The organism is Streptomyces sp. NBC_00539 (assembly GCF_036346105.1).
Classification (GTDB): Bacteria; Actinomycetota; Actinomycetes; order Streptomycetales; family Streptomycetaceae; genus Streptomyces.
Map to the genome: position 1 here is coordinate 2,482,323 of NZ_CP107811.1, position 17,472 is coordinate 2,499,794.

The following is a 17,472-nucleotide window of genomic DNA, read 5'->3' on the forward strand; positions in this document are numbered from 1 at the left end:
ACGGGGTTGAAAAGGTACCGCAACGGACGGTTCGTCAGGGCCCCTCAGGAACCGGTGAACTCGGCGAGTCCGGGATGCTTCTCGCACCAGGCGCGGCGTTCCCGTTCCAGGGTCCGGCGGGCGGTCGCGTGCTGGTCGCCGGGTGGTGGCAGTTCGTCCATGGCCCGCTCCGCCGCGGCCATCGCGTCGGTGAACTCGCGGCCCGTGCCGGTCAGTTGCGGGTGGGCGCGGATGGCGGGCAGGACGGCCGCCACCTGGGCGCGCAGTCGTGCGTGCCGGGCCCAGGCGCCGCGCGCCCCGTACAGGGCGGCGCGCTGCCAGTAGCCGGCGAGGGCCAGGTGGGCGTACGCGCCGTGCAGCAGCCCGTCGAGCGGCCGGGGGTCGCTGCGCCAGGGGGCCCAGTGGCGTGGCGTGCGGTCGGCGGTGTGCAGGGTCAGGACGTCGGCGAGGGCGGTGAGCTTCCCGTGCTGGACCTCGTGGACGAGGGTGGCGGCCAGGGCGGGCGGGGCCTGTGCCCGGGCCAGCACGGATCCGGCGGCGGCGGGCAGGGTCGCGCCGCTGGAGCGCGCCCCGCCGGCCAGGGGGACGACGGAGCGCAGCAGGCGGCCGATCTCGTCGGCGCGGGCGGAGTCGTAGCGCCGCAGCAGGGTGAGGGCGCCGGACCACTGGGTGTCCCAGCGCTTGTGCCCCTTGGGGGTGAGCCGCCGGGCCGGGCGCACGTGGGCGGGCTCGTCGCGGGCGGGGGCGCGGTAGGGGTCGAGGTCGTCGAGGGCGGTACGGCCGTCGGGCAGGGCGTGCAGCGGGAGCGGGTCGGGGGCGGTGGCCCAGGACCGCTCGGTGACGGCGAGGAGGCCGGGCCGGTCGGGCCGCAGCAGTCCGAGGGTGGGCAGGACGAGCCGGCCGCCCGCGGGGCGCAGGGTGACCTTGAAGGTGATCCCGGCGCGCAGCGCGGCGGCGGCGGCGAGCGCCCCGAGGTGCCCGAGGTCGGCGGGGGGACCGTCCGGCGCGGCCAGCCGGCGCAGGGTCTCCTCGGCCCACACCCCGGTGGCGGGGTAGTGCAGTACGTCCCGTACCGCGCCGGGGTCGTGCCGTTCGGCTTCCTCCAGCAGCGCCCAGTGCTCCGCGGCCTCGGCGCCGGGGGCCCGGTCGAGTACCGCGCGCAGCAGGAGCAGCCGCTTGGAGCGGCGTACGTCGCGCACGAGCCGGGTGCCTTCCGGCGAGGGTTCGGTGGAGGCGAGGGCGCGCAGGGTCGGGGAGCTGACGGCGAACGGGGCGAGGGTGGCCGGGGCTTCGCTCATGAGGCGGCCCGCCCGGTGACGGCGGCGGCGTGCAGGGCGCGCGCGATGTGCCGGATGAGGGCCTGGAGGTCGGCGCAGTACACCGAGGGCCGGCGGAACCCCTCACCGGCGCGGTAGCGGTGCGGGTAGTGTCCGCCGCCGCACACTTCGACGAGTTCGCAGGCGCGGCAGTCGGCGGCGAGGGCGTCCCGCCCGAGCTGGCGGGCGGCGAACCCGGGGTGGTCCAGCAGCCGGTCGAAGCCGTCGGTGTCGAGGTGGAGGCCGGTCGCGGCGGCGCCCTCGTAGGCGGATTTCAGCGAATCGGCCTGTTCGATGCTGCCGTCCGTCTCGATGACGGCGGTGGTGGCGGGAGCCAGGCCGAGGGTCTCGGTGGCGGTGGGCAGTCCGAGCAGCAGGGCGATGATCTCCTCGAAGACGCGCACACGGGTGCGGTGCACGCCGTCGTGCCACCAGCGTTCGAAGACCGCGATCAACCAGTCGGCGTACGGGGTCGCGTGCGGGGAGTGGGCGGGCGGCGGTTCGCTCCAGTTGGCCAGCGGCAGGAGCAGGCCGATGGCGGGCGGGGCGAAGTCGAGCAGCGACTCGTACACCTCGACGGGGTCCTGGGCGAGGTCGATGACGCAGAGCACCCCCGCGTAGCCGGCGGGATTGCGGGCGAGCAGCCGCAGCCCGCGTGCCGCGGCCGCGAACCCGGGGCGTCCGGCGTGGTCGGCGCGGCGGGTGTTGTGCGCGGGCAGACCGCCGTCGAGGCTGACGCCGACGCGGATGCCGGCGGCGGTGAGCGCGTCGAGCCGGCCGCGGGTGAGGAGGGTGGCGTTGGTCTGGACGGTGGCGGTGACCCGGGTGCCGGGGGCGACGGCGGCCCGTACCGCCTCGACGGGAGCGGCGAGCGCGGCGGGGCCGGTGAGCAGCGGCTCGCCGCCGTGCAGGACGAGGTCGACGCGGGTCAGCCGGTGGGCGGCGGCGTGTTCGGCGATCCGCTCGGCGGCGCGGCGGACGGTTGCGGCGGACATCACGGCGGGGCGGTCGCGCCAGGACTGGTCGGCCATCTCATAGACGTAGCAGTAGGTGCAGGCGAGGTTGCAGCGGCTGTGCGTCTTGAGCACGAACTGCCGGACGGGGAAGGCGCGGTGCCCGGCGGCGCGCAGGGCGGGCACGTCGAGCCGGGCGTAGGGCCAGGGAGCGTGGCGCACGTGCGCGTCGCCGGGGTCCGCTCCCGCCGGTGGCGGCCGGTGCGCGGGCAGCACGGTGTCGCTCGTGATCGCTTGCGTCATCGGCCTGCGCCTCCCTCCCCCGCCGCCTCCCCGGAGGTACCCCGGCGGACGGTGCATCCCTGCCCTGCGGACGAGCCGGACTAACGGCGGAAAGTGGTCAACTCCCCTCGCTCACACCACCCCCGAGTCGAAGGCGTTGAGTATCTCGGCGGGGTGCGTGACCCGCTCCACCAGGCCTTCGATCACCTCGGCGAGCACCGGGTGCCCGATCCCGCGCAGCCCGGCCAGATCCAGTCCGGACAGGTCCGGCAACCGCCCGCCGCACTCCCGCCGGACCGTCGGCGCTTCCTGACCCTGAGTCACCATGTGTCGCCCGTCCCCCTCTTGGCCGTATGGTCCACTGCCCCTTCCCTTCCCGTGGCCGTCGGAAACGGCCGGGGCGGTACCCGGCCCCGGCCGGTCACGGGCCCGCCTCCAAGGCGCGGATGCGTTCGCCCACCCAGGCCACACGGGCTTCCGGGGCGCCCGCCCGCAGCCACAGCTCCAGCGCCGCCCGGTAGGCCTCCAGCGCGCCCCTCGGCCGCTCCAGCCGTTCCAGCACCTCGCCGCGCAGCTCCTGCACCCGCGCGGCCAGTTCCACGGCCACCCGCTCCAGGTCGTCGCCGCCGGCCAGGGCCGCGCGCCACGCCCTGCGGTAGGAGTCGGCGGCCCTGTCGAGCCGGTCCACGCCCCGCGTGTGGGCGTGGATCTCCTGCTGCACGTCCCCGTGCTCCCGCCAGGCCTGCGCCTGTTCCAGCGGGCTGCGGCTCTGCCGGGCGGCCAGCTCCAGCAGGTGCTCGGCCTCCCGCAGGTCGACCAGGTCGCCCTCGTAGGAGTGGCGCAGCCGCAGCCCCGCCGCCAGCCGCAGCAGCCGCCGCGCCGAGCGGGGGTCCGACTGGGGCACCGCGGCCCGGCTCTCGCGCAGCACCCGTACGGCGGTGGACGCGTACCGCCGCCCGTCGGCGCCGGCGGCCGCGGCGCGTTCCAGGAGCACGTCGCCCCACTCGGGCAGCAGCTCCCCGTAGGCGTCCCCGTCCCTGGGGATCAGCCTGCGGGCCCGCGCGTACGCCCCGGCCGCGTCGTCCAGGGCCGCCGGGTCCGAGTCCCGCGCGTACCGGGCCCGGTGCACCCGCGCGAGGCAGACCAGCGCCGCCAGCCGCAGCTGCGGCTCGCCGTCCTCCTCCGGCCCGGCGTCCTCACCCGCCTCCTGCGCCTCCTGCAGGGCGCGGGCCAGCTGCCCGGCCGCCTCCTCCAGCCGCGCGGGCAGGTACCGCAGCGCCGAGGCCTGCTCCACCCTGGCCCGGGCCCGCTCCTCCGGGCCGGCGTCCGGGTCCACGAGCAGCCGGCCCGCGGCCAGTTCCGCCAGTGCGGCGCGTTCCGCGGGGTCGGCGGTGTGGGGCAGCAGGGCGAGCAGGACCCGCCCGAGGGCCGGGCCGACCCCGGGCTCGTCCTCCCCGGCGGCCTCCAGCGCGGCCCGGGCCTCCCGCAGCGGCCCCGGGTCGCCGCGCAGCTCGCCGAGGCGGACCAGGGCCCGGGTCCGGCGTACGACGCAGTCGAGCCGGAACTCCCGGTCCGCGCCGGGAGCGGCCGCGACCGCCGCGAACTCCCGCTCGGCCGCCGCCAGGAGCTCCGCGTCCGGTACGTCCGCGGCCAGGGCCCGCTCGTACAGCACCTTGCCCCGCGCCGCCCGGGCCGACGGGCTGCCCAGCCCGGTCAGGGTCCGCTCGGCCTCCGCGAGCAGCTCCGGGTCGCGCTGGAGCGCCCACAGCCGAAGCAGCGCACCCGCGAGTTCCAGCTCGGCCTCCTCCGCCGCATCGGCGGGGCCGGGCGGCGCCGACACGGCCCGGCGCAGCAGGGTCACGGCCTCGTACAGGCCGCGCCGCCCGCCCTCGGTGATCCGGGCCCGGGCCGTCCGTACGGCCCACTCCCGGGCGGGCGCGGCGGGCGGCGGTTCGGTCTCCGGCCCGTCGGGCGGCGGCCCGGGCAGGTAGCGGCGCACGACCTTCGCCGAGACCTGGGCGAAGGCCTGCGGGAGGCGGCCGGCGGGCACCCGTTCGCCGTCGGGCTCCAGGGGGGCGCCGGTCAGCTGCGAGACGGCGAGGGCCGGGAAGTTGCGCACGCCCCGCCCGAAGTGGGCCCGTACGTACGCGGAGCAGTGCTTGAGCACCAGTGCGGCCTCGTCCCGGCCGAGCGGCCCCAGCAGCACGTCCTGCACGCCGGGGGTGAACTCGTACCACCCGGCGTCCGGCGCGCGCCGCAGCAGTCCGCTCAGCAGCACCTCGGCGAGGTCGGAGGGTTCCGAGTCGGGCAGCATCGTGCGCTGTACGAGCCGCATCACGGGCAGTGTCAGGGGGGCCGCCGCCAGGTACAGGGCGAGTTGCACCGCGCCGGGCGCGGCCGAGGAGCGGAAACGCTGTACGAGCTCCCGCGGCGGCCGTGCGGCCCGGGGCGGGGGTTCGGCCCCGGCGGGGTGGCGGGGCAGTACCCGCCCGACCTCGGCCGGTACGGGCCCGGTCCCGAGCCCTGCGACGAGGCGGGCCCAGGCGCCGAGGGCGGCGGCGTTCGGCGGGAGCACGGGCACGGTGAGCCCGCCCGTGGGGCGCCCGGGCCGGGGCGGCCGGTCCGGGTGGAACTCCAGCTTGCGGGGGCCGCCTTCCGTACGGGTCAGCACCCCGCGCTCGGTCGGCAGCCGGCTGCGGTTCCACAGGCGCTGCGGCAGCGGCTGCACCACCGCGCAGGGCGTGCACTGGGCCCACCGGTACAGCAGGCGCTGCGCCCGGCCCTCCCGCCACACGGGCCCGGCGCAGTCGGAGACGACCATGGTCAGCGCCCGGCCGGTGGGGTCGCGCACCTGGTCACCGGAGCGGAGCCCGGCGGTGGGGTGCGGGCCCCGGCCGACGGCGACGGCGCCGTCGGCCGACCGGTGCAGGTAGTAGACCTGGACGTCGCGGAAGGCCCCCAGCCGTTCGCACACGGACCGCAGTTCCTCGAACATGTCGTGCCACACCGCCATCGACGGTGAGGCGTCCATGACCAGGCGTACGGTCGCCTCGCGCCGGCTCTCCGGCCGGAACACCGGGATGACCAGCCCGAGGGCCCGGGCGCTGGCCTCGGCGGTGGCGGCCTCGTCGAGGACGGTCCGGGTGGGCGGCCCGGGCGGCCGGTGCCGCTGGAGGGCGCGCAGGGCCCGCTGGATCTCCAGGACCCTGGGCAGCGCCGCCGCGCCGGGCACCCGTACGGGCACCCCGCCCGCGGCGGGGAGTTCCGCGTCGCCGTCCGCCGTCCCGCCGCCCCTGGTGGCGTACAGCCGGACCGCGTCCCGCGGATCGGGCTCTTCCCGTACGGGGTCCTGCGCGCGCGGGGCCGCCTCCTGCGGGCCCGCCTGCGGTCCGGGCCCCGGTGCCGGCTCCCGGACCGGGGCGTCACCGGCGTCCGGCGCCCCGGCCGGCCCCCGAGTCCGCCCGGCGAGCCACAGCGCGTCGGCGAGCTCCTCGGCGGACGGGTCGAGCCCGGCGCCCCGCAGCAGCGCGGCGAGGTCGCGGATGGGCTCGGCCGGGGGCACGGGGGCGGGGGCGGGGGGCACGGGCGTCACCTCGGCCGGTCGAGGCGCTGGATGAGCAGGTCGGCGAGGTCCTCCCGGGTGGGCGGGGCGGCGTAGTGGGTCAGGTAGATGGCGTTGAGCAGTTGGTCGGCGGCGACCAGTTCGGACTGCGAGCGGCTGAGGAACTCCCGGATCAGCTCGGCGCCCAGCTGGGCGGCCTCCTCCCCCAAGTGCGCCCGCACCAGGGTGGCGAGCCGTTTCTCGCCGGGCTGGCCGAGCTTGAGCTGGATGCACCGCCTGAGCAGCGCGGCGGGGAAGTCCCGTTCGCCGTTGCTGGTCAGGATGATGAAGGGGAAGGCCCGGCAGCGGATCCGGCCGTCCCGGACGGTCACTTTGGTGCCGTCGTCGGTGAGGACCCGTACCTCGGGTTCGGAGTCCGCCACCCGTTCCAGCTCGGGGAGGGTGAACTCCCCCTCCTCCAGCACGTTGAGGAGGTCGTTGGGGAGGTCTATGTCGCTCTTGTCGAGTTCGTCGATGAGGAGCACCCGGGGGCGCGCGGTGGGCAGCAGCGCCGTCCCCAGCGGTCCCAGCCGGATGTACTTCCCGATGCCGGGCGCCGCGCCCTCGGCCGCTCCCCCGCTGGCGGCGATCTGTACGTCCTGCAGGCGCGCTATGGCGTCGTAGCGGTAGAGCCCCTCCTGGAGGACCGTGCGCGAGACGACGGGCCAGCGCAGGACGCGGCCCAGTTTCAGTTCGTGGGCGACGGCGTGCGCGAGGGTGGACTTCCCCGTTCCCGGGTAGCCCGTCACGAGCAGCGGCCGCCGCAGGTACAGCGCGGCGTTGATGGCCTCCAGCTCCTCGGGTTCGGGGCGGTGCAGCTCGGCGGCCTGCCGGTGCGCGCCGAGGCGGCGGGCCACGTTCTCGTCGGGGGTGCCCGCGGCTCCCGGGCCGTCCGCGACGGGACCGCCGTCGAAGTCCCGCCAGGGCGGCGGGTCCGGCAGGGCGTCGATCCCGTCGTGGGGGTCCCCGACGCCCCGGTAGATGAGCCACTCCTCGGTCATGTGCCCGCCCCCTCGATCATGTGCCCGCGCCCCTCGGCCATGGGCCCGCCCCTGCGTGGTCGATCCGGTGGTGTCCCGCCGGACGCGTGCCCCTCACAGGTCGCCCTGCAACGGTTCGTCCTCCGGGAGCGGCCGCCGCGGGTCCTGCCACAGCAGCGCCGTCCCCACCGCCCAGTACGCGTCCGGGTCCGCCCCGTACGCCCGTCCCCGCAGCGTCTGGAGCCGGGCCGGGAGCACCGCTCCCCGTCCGGCTTCGGCCAGTTCCTCGCGCAGGCCGCGGTGGAACGGTTCGCAGGACGCCCTGGGGTCGGCCGGGGGCCGGCGGCACACCACCACCCCGTACCCGGCGTCCCGCGCGTCGTGCAGCATCGCGAGCGTCGGGTCCTCGCCCGCGGCCCGGCACAGCACCGGCACCGTGTGGTCCACCAGGGCGGCCAGCCACCCGGGCGCCGGGCGCCACTTGCGGCCCCGCGAGCAGTCGGCCCGCCGGTCCAGCAGCGGGCCCGCCTGCACCCTCGTCCACCGCTCGGCGGCTTCCGCGGGCGGGTCGCCGCCCGGGTGGCGCAGCACGACCGGCCGCTGCACGCCGACCGGGACCCCGCCCGACACCGTCCACTCGTCCACCGGGAGCCCGAACAGCTCCTCCGCCACGACCACCTCCAGCAGCGCGGCCGCCTCGTGGGTGTCGCACCGCCGGAACCCCTCGGCGAGCGGGGCCCGCACCGCCTCGGGCAGGTCCGCCAGCGTGACCCGGGTTCCGGAGGCCACCGGGGTCGCCTGCCCGGGCCGGTCCGGGCCGGCCAGGACGGAGACCCGCCAGTCGTAGACGTCCTCCCACACCTGGGCCCAGGCCTCCAGCAGGACCGACGGCGCCGGGGGCGGGAGTCCCACGGCCGGGCGGAAGGGACCGTGCACCATCTGCCCGGCCGAGGTGCGCCGGCGCCGTTCACGTTCCGCGAGGCCGCGTTCGTGGCGCTCGCCCAGTTCGCGGCGCAGCGGCCGCCACAGCCGCGCGGCGGTGGCCCGTACCCAGTCCCACAGTTCCTCGTCGGCGCCGGGCGCGGGCGGCTCGCGGTGGTCGGCGACGCTGACGTCGGTGGCGTAGCGCAGCATCGCGGCGGCCTCGCCGCCGGTCCCGGGCGGGTCGTGGAGCAGGCCGAGTCCGTCGCGCCAGGTCAGCGGGGCCGGTAAGCCCGTGTCGGGTTCGTCGCCGCGGGCGGCTTCGGCGAGGGCGCGGACGGCCTCGGAGGAGCCGGGCGGCGGCAGTTCGGCGAGCAGACCGCACAGGGTGGTGCGTTCGCCCGGGGTGAGGCGGGTGAGACGGCTGAGGCGGGTGGGGCGCTCAGGTCCGCCGTTGGTGTCCTCGTCCTCCGAGGGCAGCTCGTCGTGGACGTCCGTCCAGGTGCGGCGGCTGTCCAGGTCGCTGACGTGCTGGTCGTAGTGGTACAGGTCGTGGCCCTGCATCACCCGCCGGTACAGGCCGACCTGTCCGGTCGGGCCCGTCGGCAGGGTCCGCAGCTGGGCCACCGACACCGCGATGCCCCCGCCGCCCGCCTGCCGGCGGGCCTTGACGATCCCGATGACCTCGCCGCGCGCCAGGTCCACCAGGGGGCCGCCGGACATGCCGGGTTCGATCTCGTCGTCGTCGCCGAGGCGGATCGCCGCGCCGTTCGCGGCGGTGCCGCGCAGCCGGGTGGTGCGGCCGGTGATCTCCCGTACCCCGAGGTCCTCGGTGACGCCGAAGTACGCGGCCTCGTCGAGGCGGGGCCTGGCCCGGTCGGTGAGGTAGACGCAGGCGTGCGAGATGGGCGCGAGTACCCGTACGAGGGCCAGGTCGGGCAGGTCCCACAGGGCGCGCGGGGCGGGCCGGCGTTCCTCCAGCCGTTCCGGCAGTACGCATTCCACGCGGCCGGCGACCGTGCCGGTGGCTCCCGCCGCCCCGGGGGAGCCGGCGACGGAGAAGGTGATGCCGACCTCGCGGCCCGCCAGACGCACCGCAGCACCCCCTTCGCCGATCACGTGGGCACACGTGAGGACCCACCCGGGGGCGATGAAGAAGCCGCTGCCCCAGGTCGGACCGGTCCCAGGGGTTCCATACCCGTCCGCGGGCGCGTGGACGCGTACGGTGGCCGCCTTGACGAGGGGTTCGAGAAGCTCGAAGGCGCGCGCGGAGCCGCCCGTGCGCCCGTCCGGCATCCCCTGCCCCCCTCAGGTCGAGTCTGTCAAGGCTAGCGCCGGGGCAGGGAGGACGGGAGGTGTCTGTGATACGCGGATTATCCTGGCGGGAAACACCCCCTCACGTCTTACGGAGCCGGACTTGTACTTCACCGATCGCGGCATCGAGGAGCTGGAGAAGCGGCGCGGCGAGGAGGAGGTCACCTTCGAGTGGCTCGCCGAGCAGCTCCGCACCTTCGTCGATCTCAACCCGGACTTCGAGGTCCCGGTGGAACGCCTGGCGACCTGGCTGGCCCGCCTCGACGACGCCGAGGACGACGAGTAACCCACCCCCGCGTACGCCGAAGGGGCCCGACCGTCACCGGTCGGGCCCCTTCTGCACCGGGCTGCTCCATCGGGCCGGGGGCCCGGATCAGGCGGCCTTGGTCTCCCAGAAGATGCGGTCGATCTCGGCGATGAGTTCGAGGGCCTTCTGGCCGGTCGCCGGGTCGTTGGACGCCTTCGCGGCCGAGAGGGCCTTGAGGGTGTCGTTGACCAGGGTGTGCAGCTGGGGGTACTTCTCGAAGTGCGGCGGCTTGAAGTAGTCGCTCCACAGCACCGAGACGTGGTGCTTGGCGAGCTCGGCGCGCTGCTCCTTGATGGTGATGGCGCGCGCGCGGAAGTCGGCGTCCTCGTTGGCCTGGTACTTCTCCTGTACGGCCTTGACCGACTCGGCCTCGATGCGGGCCTGGGCCGGGTCGTACACGCCGCACGGCAGGTCACAGTGGGCGGAGACCTTCGCCTTGGGGGCGAAGAGGCGGGTAAGCATGGAGTTTGTCCTCCTCGTGATCGTCTTCTCAAGGGCGAGATTACTCGCTCGGGATGCGGAATTCGCGGGCGGCCCCGTGGGCTTCGGACAAAAGTCCAGCGTCGTGCCGGCGGCGGTGAGCGAACCTACGGCGGCGTGCGGCAGCATGCGGGTGGGACGAGGAGGTCGTACATGGTGGACAGGGCGCGCCAGGGCGGGCAGTTCGGGCTGGCCGAGGTGTCGGGGCCCTCGATGGTCCCCACCCTGCTGCACGGGGACCGGCTGGTGGTCCGCTACGGGGCGCCCGTGCGCCCGGGGGCCGTGGTGGTGCTGCGGCACCCCTTCCAGCAGGACCTGCTGGTGGTGAAGCGGGCGGTGGAGCGGCGGCCGGGCGGCTGGTGGGTGCTGGGTGACAACCCGTACAACGCGACCGGCGACAGCACCGACTACGGGACGGTGCCCGAGGAACTGGTGCTGGCGACGGCCGTGCTGCGGCTGCGGCCGCCGCCCGCCGGTCAGCGCTCGCTGAGGGCGCGGCTGTCCTGGGCGGTTTCGGCGCTGCGGCCGCTGCGCGCGGACTCCTCGGCCTCCAGCCGCTTGCGGGCGCGGTAGGCCGCCACGTTCGCCCGGGTGGCGCAGCGGTCGGAGCAGTAGCGCCGGGACCGGTTGGTGGAGGTGTCGAGGTAGGCGTTGCGGCAGGGCGCCGCCTGGCACAGGCCGAGCCGGTCGGGGCCGTGCTCGGTGAGGTGGAAGGCCAGCCCGAAGGAGGCGAGGGCGGCGTATCCCGCGGAGGCGTTCGAGGGGTGATCGGCGAGGTGGATGTGCCAGTGGGGGCGGCCGTCCTCGTCGAGCGAGTCGTGGCCGGTCACCTGGGGGCTGACCGGGAACTCCATCAGCAGGGAGTTCAGCAGGTCGACGGCGAGCACGTGGTCCCCGCCGTCGGCGGCCTCGAAGACGGAGCGCAGCCGGCCCCGGACGTTGCGGAAGCGCGTGACGTCGGCGTCCGTGACGCGGCGTGCGGCCTGGACCCCGGCGCCGAAGAGGGCGCGTACGGCGTCCACCGAGGTGAGGGCGTCCTTGTTGCGGGCCGGCTCCTCGGTGTTGACCAGGCGCACGGCGTAGTCCGAGTAATGGGCCAGTTCCACGTCGAGTCCTTACGGCTGCGGATGAGGTCCCGGTAACGGCTGAGACAGCTACAAGGGTATTACGACCGCAGGGGTGCGCCGGGCAGCGCGGAGGGGCGGTACGGGAATCCGTACCGCCCCTCTCACAGCACCCGCAGAGCAGCGCTCGACGCAGTTACAGCACCTTGGACAGGAACGCCTTCGTCCGGTCGTGCTGCGGGTTGCCCAGGACCTCGCGCGGGTGGCCGGATTCGACCACCACGCCGCCGTCCATGAAGACGAGGTTGTCGCCGACCTCGCGGGCGAAGCCCATCTCGTGGGTCACGACGATCATCGTCATGCCCGATTCGGCGAGGTCCCGCATGACGTCCAGGACGTCACCGACGAGCTCCGGGTCGAGCGCCGAGGTGGGCTCGTCGAAGAGCATCAGCTTGGGCTCCATGGCCAGCGCGCGGGCGATCGCCACGCGCTGCTGCTGGCCGCCGGACAGCTGCGAGGGGTAGTTCCCGCCCTTGTCGCCGAGGCCGACGCGGTCGAGCAGCTTGACGGCGCGCTCGCGCGCCACCGCCTTGCTCTCGCCCTTGACCTGGACCGGCGCCTCCATGACGTTCTCAATGGCCGTCATGTGCGGGAACAGGTTGAAGCGCTGGAAGACCATGCCGATCTCGCGGCGCTGCGCGGCGACCTCGCTGTCCTTGAGCTCGTAGAGCTTGTCGCCCTTCTGGCGGTAACCCACCAGCTGGCCGTCCACCGACAGCCGCCCGGAGTTGATGCGCTCCAGGTGGTTGATGCACCGCAGGAAGGTCGACTTGCCGGAGCCGGACGGGCCGACCAGGCAGAAGACCTCGCGCGGGGCGACTTCGAGGTCGATGCCCCGGAGGATGTGGGCGGCGCCGTACGACTTGTGGACGCCTTCTGCCTTGACCATCGGCTGGGCGGTCATCGCGCGACCTCCGTACGGCGGAACATGTTGAGGTTGGCACGCAGGCGCTGGAACGGCGTCGGCGGCAGGCTCCGCGTGGAACCTCGGGCGAAGCGGCGCTCCAGGTAGTACTGGCCGACGCTGAACACGCTGGTCAGGGCGAGGTACCAGACGGATGCCACGAACAGCATCTCCATGATGGCACCGGCCGTGTTGCCGATGTTCGACGAGGCCCGCAGGAGCTCGGTGTACTGCACCGCCGAAACCAGTGAGGAGGTTTTCAGCATGTTGATGAACTCGTTGCCGGTCGGCGGGATGATCACCCGCATCGCCTGCGGCAGCACGACACGGCGCATCGTCTTGGTCTGGGGCATGCCGAGCGCGTGCGCGGCCTCGGTCTGGCCCTCGTCGACGGACTGGATGCCGGCCCGGACGATCTCCGCCATGTAGGCGCCCTCGTTCAGGCCCAGGCCCAGCAGGGCGACCATGAACGGGGTCATGACGGCGACGGTGTAGTTCTTGTAGATCGGCCCGAGGTTGATGTACTCGAAGATCAGCGACAGGTTGAACCACACCAGCAGCTGGACGTACACCGGGGTGCCGCGGAAGAACCAGATGTAGAGCCAGGAGACGGCGCTGGTCACCGGGTTCTTCGAGAGGCGCATCACCGCGAACACGATGCCGAGCACGAGGCCCAGCGCCATGGCGGCGACGCTGATGAGGATGGTGTTCCACAGGCCGCCGAGGACGGCCGGGTCGAACAGCTTGTCCCCGACCGTCGCCCAGATGACGTTGCCCTGGGAGAAGGCGTAGACGAGCCACGCCAGGAGCGCGACGACGATGACACCGCTGATCCAGCGGCCGTAGTGCCGTACGGGAATTGCCTTGATCGCCTCGTACGGGGTTCCCGAGGCGCCGGGTCCGGCCGGCGGGGTTGCGGCCGGACCCTTGTCGATCTTGTCAGTCACAATGACTGCCCTTCAGTGGAGCGTGGAGCGCGGGACTTACTGACCGGCGTTGACCGTCGCGGACTTGACGGCACTGTCCTGCACGTTCCACTTCTCCAGGGCCTTGGCGTAGGAGCCGTCCTTGATGGCGGCGTCGAGGGCCTGCTTGAGAGCGTCGCGCAGCTGCGTGTTGTCCTTGCTCACGCCGATGCCGAAGAGGCCGACGCCGGTCTGCTGGCCGGCGATCTCGAAGTCGTTGCCGCCGCCGGAGGTCTTCACGGTGTACGCGGCGACCGGGTAGTCGTTCAGGTCCGCGACGGCGCCGCCGGCCTTGACGCGGGTCTGCGCCTCGGCGTCGGTGTCGAAGGCCTGGATGGTGAGCTTCTTGTCACCGCACTTGTCGGCCTGCTTCTTGAACTCGTCCTCGTAGGTCGTTCCGCGCTGGACGGCGACGGTCTTGCCGCACAGGTCGTCCAGGGTCTTGACGCCCTCGGGGTTGCCCTTCTTGACGAGGAGCGAGAGACCGGAGGAGAAGTAGTCGACGAAGTCGATCCCCTTGCCGATCTTCTGGCCCTTGTCGTCCAGGCCCTCCTGGCGCTGCTTGTTGTCCGTGATCGAGGACATGATCGCGTCCTCGCGGCCGGTGTAGATCGAGGTGATCAGGCCGTCGAAGGTGCCGGCGGTGAACTGGACCTTCACACCGAGCTGCTTGGAGAGCGCGTCCGCGATATCCGGGTCGACACCGACGATCTTGCCGTTCTCGACGAATTCCATCGGGGCGTACGCGGAGTCGGTGCCGATCTTGATGACACCGGCGTCCTGGATCTTCTTCGGGAGGGCCGAGAAGAGCGGGGCGCTGCTGGACTTGGTGCCCGAGGAGGCCGAGTTCCCGGAGCCGCTCTTGGTCTGGTCGCCACAGCCGGTGAGGATCAGGGCGCCGGCGACCGCGATCGCACCGACCGCGGCGATCCGGGACCGTGCGGCGGTCGAACGACGGGTGGTGCTTGCGGTCATGAGCTGGTTCCTCCGGCAGTGGGGAAAAAAGCATCCGAGAAGGGTCGGGCACGCACCATCGAGTGCAGCGACCTGTGTGATTACGGCATCTTGCCATTCGGACTGCGACATTCAGGGTGGTCGTCAGGTCAAAATCGGATAACGGGCCACCCGGGGTTCCGATCAGGACTGCGGCTGCGGGGCCGTGCGGCCGCACTATGCACTGCCGACCCGCTGTTTGGCCGCAGTTTTTGCGGTGGGTCTCGCCCCTCGGACGGTAACGTCCGGACTTTTAGGTGAAACCGGGGCAAGAGACCTGCGAACGTGAGGCAATCGACTCGTCCGGGCGGGCGTTTTTCAGGTAGAACAGATCCTTACACCCCTCATCCGGGGCCCAGGGCGCGTGTGCGGCGCGCCCGCGCGTACGAAACCTCCCCTTCGCGGAGGCGGGACGAACCCGTCGATGCGGAGACGGACGCGGTGCCCGCCCACCCCTTAACCAGGAGTGGCCACCCTCAACGATTAAAGACTTAAGGGGTCAAACAAGTGGCAGCGGAGATCGTCAATCCTCGCAGCGACAGCGTGACGGACAACAACCCCGACGCGGTGTTCGCACTGCACCGGGGCGGCAAGATGGCCGTGCAGGCCACCGTGCCGGTCCGCGACAAGGACGACTTGTCCCTCGCCTACACGCCCGGCGTGGCGAAGGTCTGCAGCGCCATCGCGGAGAACCCGGAACTCGTCAACGAGTACACGTGGAAGTCCAACGTGGTCGCCGTCGTCACCGACGGCACGGCCGTGCTCGGCCTCGGGGACATCGGTCCCGAGGCCTCCCTCCCGGTGATGGAGGGCAAGGCCATCCTGTTCAAGCAGTTCGGTGGAGTGGACGCGGTCCCGATCGCGCTCGCCACCAAGGACACGGACGAGATCATCGAGACGGTCATCCGTCTCGCCCCGTCCTTCGGCGGGGTGAACCTGGAGGACATCTCCGCCCCCCGCTGCTTCGAGATCGAGCGCCGGCTCCAGGAAGCCCTGGACATCCCGATCTTCCACGACGACCAGCACGGCACGGCCATCGTGACGCTGGCCGCCCTGCGCAACGCGGCGAAGCTCACCGGCCGCACCCTCGGCGACCTGCGCGCCGTGATCTCGGGTGCGGGCGCGGCGGGCATCGCCATCGCCAAGATCCTCGTGGACGCCGGCATCGGCGACGTGTGCGTCACCGACCGCAAGGGCGTCGTCTCGGCGGACCGCTCGGACCTGACGGACGTCAAGGCCGAGATCGCGGGCCTCACGAACAGGACCGGCCAATCCGGCCCCCTGGAAGCGGCCCTGTCCGGCGCGGACGTCTTCATCGGCGTCTCCGGCGGCACGGTCCCCGAGGAGGCGGTGGCGACCATGGCGAAGGACTGCTTCGTCTTCGCCATGGCCAACCCGAACCCGGAGGTCCATCCCGACGTCGCGCACAAGTACGCGGCGGTCGTGGCCACCGGCCGGTCGGACTTCCCGAACCAGATCAACAACGTGCTGGCCTTCCCGGGCATCTTCGCGGGCGCCCTCAAGGTGCGCGCGACCCGGATCACCGAGGGCATGAAGATCGCCGCCGCCGACGCCATCGCGGGCGTCGTGGGTGACGAGCTCGCCGCCGACTACGTGATCCCCTCGCCGTTCGACGAGCGCGTCGCCGAGGCCGTCGCGGCCGCGGTCGCCGCCGCGGCGAAGGCGGACGGCGTGGCCCGCCTGGCCTGATCGCCGCTCCGGCGGGACGCGTGACCGTACGGGCAAGGGCCCGGCCTGATGGATCCCATCCGGCCGGGCCCTTCCCGTTGTACTCGAACCTGTCGCGGACGCACCCTCCTGGCCCCCGAACCGGGAGGGGTCGCCGCGCCAATCGTGTGTCCGGGCGCACGGCGAAGCGGCGTACGGCCACACGAAGAGAACCGCGGCGCAGAGGACAGGCTGCAGATGGCAGGCTCATGACGAGCGCGCCGCATGGCCAGAATGTTACCCCTGCCGGAGGGCTTGAATGACATTCCGGTTCACCGCCGGGACACCTCAAACCGACTGGTGCAGGTGGAAGTTGAGGGATGGACTACTCCTTCCGCCTGGACGCAGCGGATGGCCCGTTCCAGACGCGGAAAACCCCCTGTCCGGTTCCCACGCTCGGCGGTGGTCGTCCGAGGTGGATGCGGCGAAGGCCTCGGGCCACTGCGACGAAGGCCTCACCCGCCGCGCCCCGACAGGGGTGGCCCCTCGCGCTACCGGGCGGTAGCGTCGCGGCATGTTCGCTGCCTATGCCGCCCGAATCGACCGCGACCAGCCGCTGAACGGCCTTGAACTGGGCGAACGCCCGGCTCCCGGGGCCCGCCCCGGCTGGGTGACCGTCAACGTCAAGGCCGCCTCCCTCAACCACCACGACCTGTGGTCGCTGCGCGGGGTGGGCCTCGGCGAGGACAAGCTCCCCATGATCCTCGGCTGCGACGCCGCCGGGACCGACCAGGACGGCAACGAGGTCGTCCTGCACTCCGTCATCGGCCAGAGCGGCCACGGGGTCGGCCCGGACGAGCCGCGGTCGATCCTGACCGAGCGTTACCAGGGCACCTTCGCGGAGCAGGTGACGGTCCCCGCCTGGAACGTGCTGCGCAAGCCCGCCGAGCTGTCCTTCGAGGAGGCCGCCTGCCTGCCGACGGCGTGGCTGACGGCCTACCGGATGCTGTTCACCAACGCCGGTGTGCGGCCGGGGGACTCGGTCCTCGTCCAGGGCGCGGGCGGCGGCGTCGCCACCGCCGCGATCGTCCTCGGCAAGGCGGCCGGCCTGCGGGTCTTCGCCACGAGCCGGGACGAGGCGAAGCGCAAGCGCGCGGTGGAACTGGGCGCGGTGGAGGCGTACGAGCCGGGCGCGCGGCTGCCGCAGCGGGTGGACGCCGTCATCGAGACGGTGGGCGCGGCCACCTGGTCGCACTCGGTGAAGTCCCTGCGCCCGGGCGGCACCCTGGTCATCTCGGGCGCGACGAGCGGGGACCGGCCGGCGCACGCGGAACTGACGCGGATCTTCTTCCTGGAGCTGCGGGTGGTCGGCTCCACGATGGGCTCGAAGGACGAGCTGGAGGACCTGCTGTCGTTCTGCGCGGCCACCGGAGTGCGGCCCGTCATCGACGAGGTCCTCCCCCTGGACCGCGCCCGCGAGGGCTTCGGAAAGCTCGCCTCGGGCGACCTGTTCGGCAAGATCGTCCTCACGGTCTGACGAAGACCCGGGCCACCGCTTCCGGCCTCGCCGGCGATCGAGGCGCGGCGTGCGGGTGCGGGGTGCGGGTGCGGGGCGGAGCCCCGGGAGGCCCCGGGAGGCCCGGCGCAGCGAGGGCCCACCCACC

General features: G+C 73.6%; 15 protein-coding genes. 4 read left to right on the forward strand and 11 right to left on the reverse strand.

What is annotated here, in order from left to right:
* Positions 1-44: 44 nt before the first annotated feature.
* The 6 genes from OG861_RS10710 to OG861_RS10735 all read right to left on the reverse strand — a co-directional run bounded on the left by OG861_RS10710 (position 45) and on the right by OG861_RS10735 (position 9,349).
* On the reverse strand, positions 45-1,298 hold the full coding sequence (locus OG861_RS10710; protein ID WP_329198212.1) for an aKG-HExxH-type peptide beta-hydroxylase: 1,254 nt from the start codon (positions 1,296-1,298) through the stop codon (positions 45-47).
* Positions 1,295-2,572: an FxsB family cyclophane-forming radical SAM/SPASM peptide maturase gene (locus OG861_RS10715; RefSeq protein ID WP_329198210.1), complete on the reverse strand. Its 1,278-nt coding sequence runs from the start codon at positions 2,570-2,572 to the stop codon at positions 1,295-1,297. The genes OG861_RS10710 and OG861_RS10715 overlap by 4 nt, the downstream gene beginning before the upstream one ends.
* A 111-nt stretch (positions 2,573-2,683) precedes the next feature.
* Positions 2,684-2,878 carry an FxSxx-COOH cyclophane-containing RiPP peptide gene (gene fxsA, locus OG861_RS10720; protein ID WP_329198209.1) on the reverse strand — a complete coding sequence of 65 codons (195 nt, stop codon included), beginning with the start codon at positions 2,876-2,878 and terminating at the stop codon, positions 2,684-2,686.
* A gap of 94 nt (positions 2,879-2,972) precedes the next feature.
* Positions 2,973-6,134 carry an SAV_2336 N-terminal domain-related protein gene (locus OG861_RS10725; protein WP_329198208.1) on the reverse strand — a complete coding sequence of 1,054 codons (3,162 nt, stop codon included), beginning with the start codon at positions 6,132-6,134 and terminating at the stop codon, positions 2,973-2,975.
* Between the two features lie 5 nt (positions 6,135-6,139).
* On the reverse strand, positions 6,140-7,153 hold the full coding sequence (locus tag OG861_RS10730) for an AAA family ATPase (RefSeq protein WP_329198206.1): 1,014 nt from the start codon (positions 7,151-7,153) through the stop codon (positions 6,140-6,142).
* Between the two features lie 93 nt (positions 7,154-7,246).
* Positions 7,247-9,349, reverse strand: a complete 2,103-nt coding sequence (locus OG861_RS10735) for a VMAP-C domain-containing protein (RefSeq protein WP_329198204.1) — start codon at positions 9,347-9,349, stop codon at positions 7,247-7,249.
* A gap of 121 nt (positions 9,350-9,470) precedes the next feature.
* Between OG861_RS10735 and OG861_RS10740 the strand changes: the two genes are divergently transcribed.
* On the forward strand, positions 9,471-9,653 hold the full coding sequence (locus tag OG861_RS10740; protein ID WP_136215066.1) for a DUF6104 family protein: 183 nt from the start codon (positions 9,471-9,473) through the stop codon (positions 9,651-9,653).
* Positions 9,654-9,740: 87 nt separating this feature from the next.
* Here OG861_RS10740 and sodN read toward each other — a convergent pair whose 3' ends face one another.
* On the reverse strand, positions 9,741-10,136 hold the full coding sequence (gene sodN, locus OG861_RS10745; RefSeq protein WP_190183382.1) for a superoxide dismutase, Ni: 396 nt from the start codon (positions 10,134-10,136) through the stop codon (positions 9,741-9,743).
* A gap of 171 nt (positions 10,137-10,307) precedes the next feature.
* On the opposite strand from sodN, the gene sodX reads away from it, so the two are divergent.
* Positions 10,308-10,727: a nickel-type superoxide dismutase maturation protease gene (gene sodX / locus OG861_RS10750; RefSeq protein WP_329198202.1), complete on the forward strand. Its 420-nt coding sequence runs from the start codon at positions 10,308-10,310 to the stop codon at positions 10,725-10,727.
* On the opposite strand, the gene OG861_RS10755 is transcribed toward sodX, so the two are convergent.
* From OG861_RS10755 to OG861_RS10770, 4 genes are all read right to left on the reverse strand, one after another.
* Positions 10,631-11,260, reverse strand: a complete 630-nt coding sequence (locus OG861_RS10755; protein ID WP_329198201.1) for a CGNR zinc finger domain-containing protein — start codon at positions 11,258-11,260, stop codon at positions 10,631-10,633. The two genes, sodX and OG861_RS10755, sit on opposite strands and share 97 nt — an antisense overlap.
* A 154-nt stretch (positions 11,261-11,414) precedes the next feature.
* On the reverse strand, positions 11,415-12,182 hold the full coding sequence (locus tag OG861_RS10760) for an amino acid ABC transporter ATP-binding protein (protein WP_136215062.1): 768 nt from the start codon (positions 12,180-12,182) through the stop codon (positions 11,415-11,417).
* Complete coding sequence (locus OG861_RS10765; protein ID WP_329198198.1) at positions 12,179-13,129, reverse strand: amino acid ABC transporter permease; 951 nt, start codon at positions 13,127-13,129, stop codon at positions 12,179-12,181. The genes OG861_RS10760 and OG861_RS10765 overlap by 4 nt, the downstream gene beginning before the upstream one ends.
* A 36-nt stretch (positions 13,130-13,165) precedes the next feature.
* Positions 13,166-14,122: an ABC transporter substrate-binding protein gene (locus tag OG861_RS10770; RefSeq protein ID WP_329198196.1), complete on the reverse strand. Its 957-nt coding sequence runs from the start codon at positions 14,120-14,122 to the stop codon at positions 13,166-13,168.
* Between the two features lie 525 nt (positions 14,123-14,647).
* Between OG861_RS10770 and OG861_RS10775 the strand changes: the two genes are divergently transcribed.
* Complete coding sequence (locus tag OG861_RS10775; RefSeq protein ID WP_443056605.1) at positions 14,648-15,850, forward strand: NAD(P)-dependent malic enzyme; 1,203 nt, start codon at positions 14,648-14,650, stop codon at positions 15,848-15,850.
* Between the two features lie 532 nt (positions 15,851-16,382).
* Positions 16,383-17,345: a zinc-binding dehydrogenase gene (locus OG861_RS10780; RefSeq protein WP_329198195.1), complete on the forward strand. Its 963-nt coding sequence runs from the start codon at positions 16,383-16,385 to the stop codon at positions 17,343-17,345.
* The last annotated feature ends 127 nt before the right edge of the window (positions 17,346-17,472 follow it).

Bases quoted from the DNA above. Each gene is read 5' to 3' on its own strand.
- OG861_RS10710 (WP_329198212.1), bottom strand. From the start codon at position 1,298: ATGAGCGAAGCCCCGGCCACCCTCGCCCCGTTCGCCGTCAGCTCCCCG.
- OG861_RS10715 (WP_329198210.1), bottom strand. From the start codon at position 2,572: ATGACGCAAGCGATCACGAGCGACACCGTGCTGCCCGCGCACCGGCCG.
- fxsA (WP_329198209.1), bottom strand. From the start codon at position 2,878: ATGGTGACTCAGGGTCAGGAAGCGCCGACGGTCCGGCGGGAGTGCGGC.
- OG861_RS10730 (WP_329198206.1), bottom strand. From the start codon at position 7,153: ATGACCGAGGAGTGGCTCATCTACCGGGGCGTCGGGGACCCCCACGAC.
- OG861_RS10735 (WP_329198204.1), bottom strand. From the start codon at position 9,349: ATGCCGGACGGGCGCACGGGCGGCTCCGCGCGCGCCTTCGAGCTTCTC.
- sodN (WP_190183382.1), bottom strand. From the start codon at position 10,136: ATGCTTACCCGCCTCTTCGCCCCCAAGGCGAAGGTCTCCGCCCACTGT.
- sodX (WP_329198202.1), top strand. From the start codon at position 10,308: ATGGTGGACAGGGCGCGCCAGGGCGGGCAGTTCGGGCTGGCCGAGGTG.
- OG861_RS10760 (WP_136215062.1), bottom strand. From the start codon at position 12,182: ATGACCGCCCAGCCGATGGTCAAGGCAGAAGGCGTCCACAAGTCGTAC.
- OG861_RS10770 (WP_329198196.1), bottom strand. From the start codon at position 14,122: ATGACCGCAAGCACCACCCGTCGTTCGACCGCCGCACGGTCCCGGATC.
- OG861_RS10780 (WP_329198195.1), top strand. From the start codon at position 16,383: ATGTTCGCTGCCTATGCCGCCCGAATCGACCGCGACCAGCCGCTGAAC.